Annotated in this window: 10 protein-coding genes; 8 read left to right on the forward strand and 2 right to left on the reverse strand. The window is 31.4% G+C overall.

The genetic code is table 11. From position 1 onward, the window contains the following. Positions 1-26 precede the first annotated feature (26 nt). The 3 genes from JNUCC81_RS07230 (at position 27) to JNUCC81_RS07240 (ending at position 3,985) form a co-directional block, all read left to right on the forward strand. A complete protein-coding gene (locus JNUCC81_RS07230; protein WP_454095966.1) occupies positions 27-341 on the forward strand; it encodes a PTS lactose/cellobiose transporter subunit IIA in 315 nt (104 codons plus the stop codon). 26 nt (positions 342-367) lie between these two features. After that, complete coding sequence (locus JNUCC81_RS07235; protein ID WP_454095967.1) at positions 368-2,065, forward strand: lactose-specific PTS transporter subunit EIIC; 1,698 nt, start codon at positions 368-370, stop codon at positions 2,063-2,065. Positions 2,066-2,131: 66 nt separating this feature from the next. Continuing rightward, positions 2,132-3,985, forward strand: coding sequence for a beta-galactosidase (locus tag JNUCC81_RS07240; RefSeq protein WP_454095968.1), 1,854 nt, complete (start codon positions 2,132-2,134; stop codon positions 3,983-3,985). A 134-nt stretch (positions 3,986-4,119) separates the two neighbouring features. On the opposite strand, the gene JNUCC81_RS07245 is transcribed toward JNUCC81_RS07240, so the two are convergent. Then, the gene (locus JNUCC81_RS07245; protein ID WP_208334095.1) at positions 4,120-5,043 is read right to left on the reverse strand and encodes a DUF5692 family protein; all 924 of its coding nucleotides are present in this window, start codon (positions 5,041-5,043) and stop codon (positions 4,120-4,122) included. Positions 5,044-5,220: 177 nt separating this feature from the next. Next, positions 5,221-5,817 carry a TetR/AcrR family transcriptional regulator gene (locus tag JNUCC81_RS07250; RefSeq protein ID WP_454095969.1) on the reverse strand — a complete coding sequence of 199 codons (597 nt, stop codon included), beginning with the start codon at positions 5,815-5,817 and terminating at the stop codon, positions 5,221-5,223. A 281-nt stretch (positions 5,818-6,098) separates the two neighbouring features. Here JNUCC81_RS07250 and hypB point away from each other — a divergent pair, with 281 nt between their 5' ends. The 5 genes from hypB to JNUCC81_RS07275 all read left to right on the forward strand — a co-directional run bounded on the left by hypB (position 6,099) and on the right by JNUCC81_RS07275 (position 11,906). After that, on the forward strand, positions 6,099-6,767 hold the full coding sequence (gene hypB / locus JNUCC81_RS07255; protein ID WP_454095970.1) for a hydrogenase nickel incorporation protein HypB: 669 nt from the start codon (positions 6,099-6,101) through the stop codon (positions 6,765-6,767). A 28-nt stretch (positions 6,768-6,795) separates the two neighbouring features. Further along, the gene (locus tag JNUCC81_RS07260) at positions 6,796-9,483 is read left to right on the forward strand and encodes an FAD-dependent oxidoreductase (RefSeq protein ID WP_454095971.1); all 2,688 of its coding nucleotides are present in this window, start codon (positions 6,796-6,798) and stop codon (positions 9,481-9,483) included. A gap of 25 nt (positions 9,484-9,508) precedes the next feature. Next, positions 9,509-10,444, forward strand: coding sequence for a DUF5692 family protein (locus JNUCC81_RS07265; protein ID WP_454095972.1), 936 nt, complete (start codon positions 9,509-9,511; stop codon positions 10,442-10,444). A gap of 17 nt (positions 10,445-10,461) precedes the next feature. Continuing rightward, complete coding sequence (locus JNUCC81_RS07270; RefSeq protein WP_454095973.1) at positions 10,462-10,812, forward strand: hydrogenase maturation nickel metallochaperone HypA/HybF; 351 nt, start codon at positions 10,462-10,464, stop codon at positions 10,810-10,812. A 251-nt stretch (positions 10,813-11,063) separates the two neighbouring features. Continuing rightward, a complete protein-coding gene (locus JNUCC81_RS07275; protein WP_454095974.1) occupies positions 11,064-11,906 on the forward strand; it encodes a L,D-transpeptidase family protein in 843 nt (280 codons plus the stop codon). The last annotated feature ends 40 nt before the right edge of the window (positions 11,907-11,946 follow it).

Consider the following 11,946-nt stretch of genomic DNA (forward strand, 5'->3'; position numbering starts at 1 on the left):
CTTAATACTTATTAGGGGGAATTGATATGAACAAAGAAGAATTACAAATGCTTGGATTTGAGATAGTTGCTTATGCAGGAGATGCAAGGAGTTCATTAATGGAATTATTAAAAGAAGTTAGAAATGGCAAGTTTGATAATGTTGAGGCAAAACTAAAAGATGCAGATGAAAATCTTTCATTAGCTCATAATGCACAAACTAAAATGCTAGCACAAGAAGCTTCAGGAAAAAGCATGGATTTAGGTATAATATTTATTCATGGTCAAGATCACTTAATGACAACTCTTTTATTAAGGGATCTTGTTCAAGATTTTATTGAGCTTTATAAAAAAACAAAGTAAAAAGAATCTAATAGGGGGATTTTTCTATGAATTTTATAATAAAGCAAATTGAAAAGGGTAAACCGTTTTTTGAAAAGATTTCTAGAAATATATATCTATCAGCTATTAGAGATGGATTTTTGACAGCCATGCCAGTCATTTTATTTTCAAGTATATTTATATTAATTGCAGCAGTTCCAAATTCATTTGGATTTTATTGGCCGGATAATATTTCTAACTGGTTATGGAAGGTTTATGGATATTCAATGGGAGTAGTTGGCTTATTAGTTGCTGGAACTACAGCTAGATGTTTAACTGAGTCGATGAATAGAATTATGCCAAAGAATAAAGTTATAAACTCTACTTCAACTATGTTAGCATCAATAGTAGGATTTTTACTTTTAAGTGTAAATCAAATTGAAGGTGGTTTTTCTACTGAATACATGGGAACAAAGGGGCTTATGGCTGCATTTGTATCAGCATTTATTACGGTTAATATTTATAAGTTTTGCGTAAAAAAAGACATAACTATAAAAATGCCAAAAGAAGTTCCAGGAACAATTTCTCAAACATTTAAGGATGTTTTCCCTTTTGGTTTTTCTGTATTAGCAATGGTTTGTATTGACTTAGCTGTTAGAAGTACTGTAGGAACTTCTTTTGCAGAAGCTATTATAAATCTTTTGCAACCATTATTTACAGCAGCAGATGGATATTTAGGAATTTCAATAATTTGGGGAGCTATGGCATTTTTCTGGTTTGTTGGGGTTCATGGCCCATCAATAGTAGAGCCTGCAATAGCAGCTATTATATATGCAAATGTTGCGACTAACTTAGAATTATTCCAGGCAGGAGAACATGCATCAAATGTTTTAACAGTTGGATTAGGTAACTTTGTAGGAACAATGGGAGGAACAGGAGCTACTTTAATTGTACCTTTTATATTCTTATTATGTGCAAGGTCTAAACAGTTAAAAACAGTTGGTAAAGCTTCAGTAGTACCTGTATGCTTTGCAGTAAATGAACCTTTACTTTTCGCAGCTCCAATTATATTAAATCCATATTTCTTTGTACCATTTTTATTAACACCAATAGTAAATGTTTGTTTATTTAAATTCTTTGTAGATGTAATTGGAATGAATAGTTTTATGTATGTTCTACCATGGGCAACGCCAGCTCCAATGGGACTAATATTAGGCACAGGATTTAGTTTATGGGCAGTTGTATTAATGGCAGTTTTAATTATTGTAGACTTTATAATATACTTACCATTTTGTAGAGCGTATGATACACATCTCTTAGAAGTAGAATTAGAGAATATAAAATTAGAGAAAAAAGAAAATAAAAAGGCTGAAGTAGAAGCTAAAGCTGTTTTAAGTACTAGTGAAGTTGAAGCGGAAGTTGGTTCAAGTTTATCAGATAAAGTAGAAAAAAGTATAAATGTATTAGTTTTATGTGCAGGGGCAGGAACTAGTGCTATGTTGGCAAATGCTTTAGAAGAAGGTTCAAAAGAGTGTAATGTTCCTATAACCTCAGCAGCCGGAGCATATGGTTCACATTACGAAATTATGAAAGATTTTGATATGATAATTCTAGCACCACAAGTTGGTTCTTACTATGATGATATAAAGCAAGATACTGATCGTCTAGGAATTAAATTAGCAGCTACAAAAGGAGCAGAGTATATTAATTTAACAAGAGATCCTAAAAAGGCTGTTGATTTTGTAATAAGTCAAACAGGAAAGTAAAATAAGCTTAGTTATACAACAAATATTTAGTCATAACATAATAATAAAAGGGGGATGAAAGGGAATATGGGAAGAAAAATAATATCTTTTTTTATGCTTGTATGTCTTTCAGTATTTATGGTTGGACCTTATAAGGCACAGGCTGCTGGATTGCCATATGATAAACTAGATAAGTATGTTGATAAAGAGGGATTAAAGAAGGTTTATGACACAATATTCAATGAAAATCTTATCAAGCAAGATGTTAAGATAGTACCTGAAGATGAAGCTAAAGATCATCCAGTTGCTATGGTAAAGTTAGAGAATGGAAAGGTAGCTTATTATGTTAATGGTGAGCCATATTATCCATTAGCTATAGAAACGGGATGGTGGGATACTCGTGTAGATGACAATGGACAGATGAGTCCAAATCCAGCTGATGTAGGAGATAATTTTAAAGAAGTTACTGATGATGAATGGAATTTATATTTTTCAGATATGAAAAATATTGGTTTTAATACAGTTCAGCTGATGACATATTGGCGTGATTGGGAGCCTGTACAAGGACAATATGATTTTACTTTCTTAAATCATGTGACAGATCTTGCAGCTAAAAATGGTTTAAAGACAGAGCTTGTAATTTTCTTCCACAGTCAAACAGATAATATTCCAAGAGAAATGGATAATTTCTGGGGATATAATTTTGATAAACATAATATTGATGGTCGTGATTATGCATTATCTATGCAGTGGGGAAATAACTTTACATCTTCAGCAGATATTAGAGCTGATAGAGATGAGCATGGTGGAAATCATGCAGGAATTGAAAATTTCCTAGCGTATTGGCATCCAACTGTATTTGAAGGAATTACAAATGCTTTAGAAGCACTTGGGAAAAATTTTGTAAATTCACCTAATATTGTAGGATATCAAATTGGAAATGAAGAAGGATTTAATTTTTATGTTGATAGTGGAGACGATAAAAATCCATATTATAAAGAATTGAAAAAAATGTATAAGGTTGATCCGAAAAATGCTGGTAAAGATGATAACAAGTTCCGTGCAGAGACAATAAATAATCTATGGAAATGTTTTAGCAATTCTCTTCATAAAGGTGATCCTTATAAGCCGACTACTACAAATACTCAAAGTGGGTATACAGAACAAAATAATATTAGAGATGATAGATATTCTAATGATGGAACGACTATGGATTTTTACAAGAGTGTTGATATGATAGGAAGTATGTTCTATGGAAATGCTAGCTCATTATATAAAAATCTTGATACAGTTTATAATACTTATAAAAATGGAGATACAGAAAATACATATGCAACAGGATTCCCTATTTTATTTCCAACAGAAATCAGTGCAACGATGAATGATGGAAGTGTTACAAAACAGATTACAGCTCAGACAATAGCTAGAGGTGGTCAAGGAATAGGTTTATACTGTTATGGAGAACTATATAATAACTTTGAAGCAAATGGAACAAAATATCCAAAATCAGTTCTTGGAACAGTTGAAACAATGCTTAAAGTATTAAAAGATAACAAAGAGCTTATCCATTCAGGATTACCAGTTACAAAAGATATGACAACAAATATATTTATGGAAATAAAAGAAATAAGTAATGGTCAAGGAAATCAAGGGCAACCTACTTTAGATGTACTTGAAGGGGTAGATGCAAGGGCTCTTGGTGTACTTCACTTCCCTGGAAATTCAAACAGTGGAAATGGTTCAGCAGGAAGTACAAAGAGAACAGTAACTGTAACACTTTCTGCCAAAGAGTCAGGAAATTATAAAGTAACATTAGGTAAGACAGACGGTACTGTTGATGTTAAGATTGTTAATGTTAAAAATAAAAAAGGAGAAGCAGCATTTACAGTTGATACAACAGGTTTAGATGTTGTATATATTACTGCTGAAAGAGAGTTATAGGTCTATCCTTGAATCAATTATTAGACAAAGTAAATCAGGGTATTCTAATTGATAGATGATAAAAAATAATATAAGCTTTTAAATAGAAGAAAAAATCAAGCTTTTGCAGATTCATGCAAAGCTTGATTTTTTTATTATTCGGCAAATGCTTTTACTTCTTCATAGCACTTTAGATCTGTATAAAGCTCACCTTTGTATGGATTTAGTTTTGTTTTTCTTACTTTGTAGATCATATAAACAAATAATGCTACATTAGCAAGAAGTGCAATTAAACTTATAATAAATAATGCAGTTGGATTTTGTGTTGATTTAACAGCAAATTGTGATTCATCAATGAATGCAGGGTATGTCATTGCAAACATACACCAAAGAGCAAGGGTTTGTGCACGATGTTGTAACCAAGCACCTTTTTTAAGCGTAAAGGCAGCTACAGTTGGTGCGATTAGTAATGCAATACCACAGTACCAAGCATGATCACCTAAACAGTTATAAGTATATGCGAAGTTCCAAAGATCATAAGCAATAATCCAGAACCAGCACATATCTGGCCATAACATATCTTTGCTCTTATCTTTACTAATACAGATTCCTACCCAACCTGTGATTGTAATTATATTTAATATACCTGCAATACCATTTAAGTAGTTCCAAGAACCACTATACAACATTATTCCTTCAAATACTTCTTTTGTAAGACCTAGTGAACCAATTTGGAAATCACGAGAAACAGCCTCAAGAATATTAATTGCAAGAATTAATGGTGGAAAATATAAAACCCATTTATGACTAGTAGCATCTTTTAAATGACGTATTAGCCAAAAGCCGATACATCCGGCTAAAGCAGAATAAACTTTTGCGTAGTGAAACCAGTCATTCACACTAGTACCTTTAGTGGTATTAGGCCATACAAATAATGTAAGAATGATTGGTAATATTATAAATAGAAAAACCCCACCCCATTTATAACGTCGTCCAATTTCGTTTAATATAATTAATAAAATGAACACTAAAAATAACATAAGCCAATTGGTAATTGGTTGTGATTCAAATAAAAACATAATTTTACCTCCCAATTAAATATATAAAGTTATGAATCAGGATTATTGTAGCACTTTTAGTTAGAAATCGAAATATATTTGGGAGTTTTTGGTATTTACTAAAAAATATGAATTTTTAGATACTTTTAATATTTAGATTAAAATAAAAAAAGTCGCCTTATTAGCGACTCTTTCCATCTAGTTTTGAGTTTTGAAATTAGAAAGAACTAAGTTTAATTCAAATTCCATTCTAGATTTAAGATTATAACTTCCCTCATGAAGACACCAGTCAAATATAGTACCTCTAGATATTCTCATAATTATCATAGTCAAATCTAATGAAGAAATAGAGATATCCAATTCACCATCTTTTAGTGAATCTTCTACAATAGATTTAACTTCTAATGCTATATAACGGTCAGGTTTAGTAGAATACTTTCCTTCTATTGAAAGTAAATTTTTATATATTTCACTTACAAATACCCATCCAAGTTCCTCCATCATATTAGCACCTTCACCTAATAAAAATAATAATTTATCAAGATTTGAAGAAAAATTTCTTGTTTCAAGTCTATCCATTACTAGAATATCAACTTGTTCGTAAGCTGTATTAATTATTTCTGCCTTTGATTTGAAATGATGGTAAAAAGCTCCTGTTGAAATTTCTGCAGCTTGGCAGATATCTTGAATTTTCACACTGTCAAAGCCATTTAATTTAAAAAGTTCAGTTGCTACTTGTGTAATTCTAAGTTTGGTTGCAATAGCTTGTTTTTGTCTATTAGTTAATTTTTTCATGACAAATACCTTTCTATAGCACTGCAATGTCAATACAGTAAATTATATAATTATTTAGTATAGCATAAAAAAAGGAAATATATAATGAAAAGTTGTGAAAGAAAATAAATGAAAACTGTAAGTATATATTTACAAAATATGTTAAAACTGATATATTTTAATTACAGAATGAGATTCGGTGAAAATGATTCTGCAATTAAAAATGTTATAAAATTAACAAATAAGTTATGTGAAATTAAGCAAAATTAAATGATTGATTAGAAATATTAAGGGGGAATTTTATGGAAAAATATAAAGTTATTGAGATAAAGGAAAGCGTTTTTGAAAACAATGATAAACAAGCAGACTTGCTTAGAGAAGATTTAAAGAAGGATAATACTTTTTTATTAAATTTAATGTCTTCTCCAGGTTCAGGTAAGACTACAACGGTTTTAAGAACTATCGAGGCATTAAAAGATGAAATGAGAATAGGGGTTATGGAAGCTGATATAGATTCAGATGTTGATGCTAATACTGTTTCAAAAACAGGAGCAAAAGTAATACAGCTGCATACAGGTGGAATGTGTCATTTAGATGCGGATATGACCAAGCAAGGTTTAGTAGAACTTCAAACAGAGGATGTAGATTTTGTAATATTAGAAAATGTGGGGAATTTAGTATGTCCAGCAGAATTTGATACTGGTTCTTCAAAAAATGCTATGATACTTAGCATACCGGAAGGACATGATAAACCTCTTAAATATCCATTAATGTTTTCCATAGTGGATGTGGTTTTAATAAATAAAATTGATGCTATGGAGTATTTTGACTTTGATTTAGATTTAGTTAGAAGATATATTAAAAAATTGAATCCAAATATAAAAGTTATAGAGGTATCAGCTAAAACTGGTGAAGGTATGGATGAATGGGTTAATTGGATAAGAAAAGAAATAAAAGTATGGAATCAGTAATATAAGACTTAAATTTTGGGGGAGGATTATGATGGGAGTTAAAGAAAAAGTTCTTCAGTTTGCAAATCAAGTTAGTGGTAAGAAGCCAGGGTCTAGAGGATACTTTGATGAAAATGATGCACGTTATAAAATCTTAGAGCCAGTTGTAACAAATGAAATGGCAGAAGTTTTGCTTTGTATGAAGATTAGACAAAAAACAACGGCTGAGAAAGTGGCACCTTTATGTGGAAAAAGTGTTGGTAGGTGCACAGAGTTATTATTAGAATTATCAGAAATAGGGGTAGTTTTTGTTAATGAGATAGATGGTGTAGATACTTTCTGGTATGAAACTTGGGTACCAGGAATTATGGAGATGATGGTTAATAATAAGGAGCAGGCTAAAAAATATCCACAAATCCCTAAGGCATTTCATGATTATGGTGTGGAAAATGGACCAAGATCTACAGGAAGTTTTCCTCCAGGTGTGGGACTTATGCGTGTTATTCCAATAGAAACTGCCATAGATGGTGAAACAAGAAGAGCCTCATATGAGGAAATATCAAAATATCTATATGATAGTGATAAATTTTCTGTATCAGATTGTTCATGTCGTACAGCGAGAGAAAGTATGGGAGAAGGATGTGGTCATTTAAAAGAGGATATGTGTATTCAATTAGGTCATGCAGCAGAGTACTACATAAGAACAGGAAGAGGTAGAGAAATAACTAGAGAAGAAGCTTTTGAGATAATAAAAAGAGCTGAAGAAAATGGTTTAATGCACCAAATACCAAACTTAGATGGTTCAGGAAAAACTCATGCTATATGCAACTGTTGTGGATGTTCTTGTTTAGCACTAAAGGGAGGAAATATGTTTGCTAATATGGACATGGTACGTTCTAATTATGTATCTAAAGTAGATAAAGATAAGTGCGTTGCTTGTGGTGAATGTGTAGTAAATTGCCCAACTAATGCTTTGAAACTAGGACAAAAACTATGTTCCAACAAACCTATTGTAGATAAAATAGAAAGAAAAGAGACACCAAGAAATACTAATTGGGGACCAGATAAATGGAATGAGAATTATAGAACTAATAGAGAAGATGTGGTAGAAAGTGGAACAAGTCCATGTAAGAGCGCATGTCCTGCTCATATAGCTGTTCAAGGATATATTAAACTTGCATCACAAGGAAGATATAAAGAAGCTTTACAACTTATAAAGCAAGAAAATCCATTCCCGGCTATATGTGGTCGTATTTGTCCTAGAAAATGTGAATCAGCATGTACAAGAGGAGATATAGATTCACCAATTGCCATAGATGAAATCAAAAAGTTTATAGCTGAACAAGATTTAAAAGAAGAACATAGATTTATCCCTAAAAAAAGACATAATTATGGTAAGAAGATTGCAATAATAGGCGGTGGACCTGCTGGACTTTCATGTGCTTATTATTTATCAATAGATGGATATAAGGTAACAGTGTTTGAAAAGCAAAAAGATCTTGGTGGTATGTTAACTTTAGGGATTCCTTCTTTTAGATTGGAAAAAGAAGTAGTTAATGCTGAAATAGACATACTAAGACAAATGGGAGTAGAGTTTAAAACAGGTGTAGATGTAGGTAATGATATTACATTAGATGAATTGAGAAAAGAAGGGTACAAAGCTTTCTATTTAGCAATCGGTGCACAGGCTGGTAGAAGATTGAATATAGAAGGTGAAAATGCAAAAGGAGTTATTCCTGGAATAGAATTTGTACGTGATGTCAATTTAGGAAAAGATATAAAGCTAAATGGAAAAGTAGTAGTTATTGGTGGAGGTAATGTTGCTATAGATGTGGCAAGAAATGCAACAAGAGTAGGTGCAGATAGTGTAGATATGTTCTGCTTAGAAAATCGTGAACAAATGCCTGCACTAGAAGAAGAGATAGAAGAAGCGTTAGAAGAAGAAATAGTAATAAATAACTCTTGGGGACCAAATAAAATAATTATAGAAAATGAAAAAGTAGTAGGCGTAGAATTTAAAAAATGTATTTCTGTATTTGATGAAAATAAAAGATTCTCTCCAATATTTGATGAAACTAATTTAAAAGTAGTAGATGCTGATTACGTTTTAATTTCAGTGGGGCAAAGTATTGACTGGGGCAATTTACTTAAAGGTAGTAAGGTAGAGTTAAATCCTAACAATACAATAAAAGCTGATGGATTTACTTATCAAACAAATGAAGCTGATATATTTACTGGAGGAGACTCATATACTGGTCCTAGATTTGCCATAGATGCTATAGCAGCAGGTAAACAAGGAGCTATATCAATTCATCGTTTTGTTCAACCAGGACAAAGTTTAGTAAATGGACGTGACAGAAGAGATTATCATGAATTTGATAAGGAAAGCTTGCAATTAGAAGGATACGACAATATTCCAAGACAAAAACCACATCATAAATCTGATGTAGGGGCAGAAGAATCTTTTAAGGATACACGTCTTACTTTTACAGAGGAACAAGTAAAAAAAGAAACAGAAAGATGCTTAGGTTGTGGAGCTACTATTGTAGATGAATATATGTGCGTAGGTTGCGGTCAATGTACTACAAAATGTAAGTTTGATGCCATATCACTTGTTAGAAAATATGATGCAGAAGGTTTAGCTTATGAAGATATGAAACCCGCAATAGTTAAAACAATTATAAGACGAAAAGGTAGAATAATAACAAAGAAAGTTAAGGATGTATTTGTAAAATAAAAATATAATAGATACGAGGTGCATTATGGGAATTTTATATGAAAAAATGACCTTTGAAGGAGGGGGAATTTTCCTATTTGTATTACTTGCATTGATGGTATTCAATGAATTTGGAAGATCAACAAAATGGGCAGGGATACTATTGTTTATAATAGTACCTATATTTTTAACTATTTTTGTCTGGCCAACTACAGCAGCACCAGGCAATGAATATGGAACGGGAACTTGGTTTAACTGGGTGAAAACTTATTCAGCACTGGCTGGGTGTATTTGGTTTATGGCGCTTAGATATATTCCATCATTACAAAAGAAAAAATGGGCATTGGCTCTTCCAGCAGTGATTTTAGCATTAAATATATTTGAAGCTTCTATTAGGGACTTCCAAATTTTTACTTATGGATTAATTGATGGTGGAGTTGTAGATAATCTTTGGACAATATCTGGACCTTGGAATATTATGAATGGTATAGCAGGAATATTAAATATAATTACAATTTGTGGTTGTTATGGGATATTTATATCGAAAGATAAAACAAAGGATATGATATGGCCAGATATGATATGGACATGGATTATAGCTTATGATGTATGGAACTTTGCTTATACTTATAACTGTATATCAGATCACTCAATTTATTGTGGTGCGGCGTTACTACTTTCATGTACTATACCAACTTTCTTTATAAAAAGAGGTGCTTGGTTACAACATCGTGCTCAAACATTAGCTCTTTGGATTATGTTTGTTATGACTGTGCCACAATTTGCTGATAGAATAGCACCAGTTGCTACAACACATAACAAGAGTGCGTTCTTTGTGGTAAGTTTAATATCTTTAATTGTTAATGCAGCTTTAGCAGTTTATCAATTTAGTAAAATAAGAAAAAATAAACTTAATCCAATAAAGGATGAAATTTACACAGATACTAATGCTTATAGAGATGTACTTGCTGAAAACAAGTAGACGTAAAACAGGAGTAGGTGAAAATAGTGCACGAGCTAGGAGTAGTTATAGAGGTTGTAAAAACAGTGGAAAAGGTAGCATCAGAAAATAATTTAACAAAAATAGATAGCGTGGTATTGCAGATAGGAGAGTTATCTTCTATGATACCTAAATATATAGAAAGTTGTTTTCCAGTAGCAGTAGATAATACAAGTTTGCAAGATACGAAGCTGAAAATAGAAGTTATACCTGCAAATGGTATATGTAAAAGTTGCAATAAAGTATTTAATGTAAAGGAAAATAATGGTAAGTGTATTCATTGTAGCAGTAAAAGGTGGGATTTACTTAGTGGAAAAGAGTTTATAATTAAAGAAATAGTAGCCTATTAAATAAAATGTAGTTATTAAGTATAAAAACTTAGTAACTACATTTTTTATAGTGTATATTACTCTTGAGAATTATCCCCATCATTTAAATCTACAAATATATTTTTATTAGTCGTCTTTTGCTTTGAAAGATTAATTCCAAATATATTTATTCTAGCTTAATAAAATTTGTATCAGCTAGTTTTGAGTATAATGGTATCAAATAAAGAAAAAATCTCATAGGATATTACAAAAAGTAAATTTAGAGGTGAAGTATGGGAAAATATAAAAGACAACAACAAAATTCAGAAAAATACACCTTAGCTAATACTAACTTAAGGGAAGAAAAATCTACTTCTTCAAATATAATTACTGTAATACCTAGAGGGTCTAAGGTTCAAGTTATTGACGCTGAAGAAGATTGGTATGAAGTATCATATAATGGACAAAGAGGGTATGTATATAGTGATTACTTATCTAAAACAAAATATACATGGACAGATGTTACTTTAAGGTCTTATCCATCTGCTGAGTCAAATCCGGTAACTACAATTCCTCCAAAATCTATAGTACAAGTGTTATATGTAAATGGAGACTGGAGTAATGTTATGTATGATAATCAAGAAGGATATATATTTAGCTATTTTCTTTCTGATGATGGAAATCCACCGCAAGGATATGATTTTAAATACTTTTATACGGATATGACAAAGTTTGTAAACGACAATCAAATTAAAAGTCCAACTATAAATTTGATTACAACAGATTTAGAAAATAAGCTTACCTATGTATTTGAAAAAAACAATGATGGCTCATGGAATTTACTTCACAAGTGGTCATGTACAATAGGTAAACCTAGTACACCAACTATTAAGGGTACTTTTTATGTTAGTGGTAGAAAGCCTTACTTTGGTTCTGATACTTATAGAGTAAAATACGCTACTAGAATTAGAGGTGCCTATTATTATCATTCAATTTTATTTAACTCAGACGGGACTGAAATAATAGATGATAGATTGGGAATGGCTTTGAGTCATGGATGTGTTAGATTAGCTGTAGATAATGCTCAGTGGATTTATGATAATGTATTAGATAAAACTACTATAATTATAAATTAATTAAAAATGATAATAGCTATATTTAGTATGAAGAGAAGCT

Source organism: Faecalimicrobium sp. JNUCC 81 (assembly GCF_053667625.1).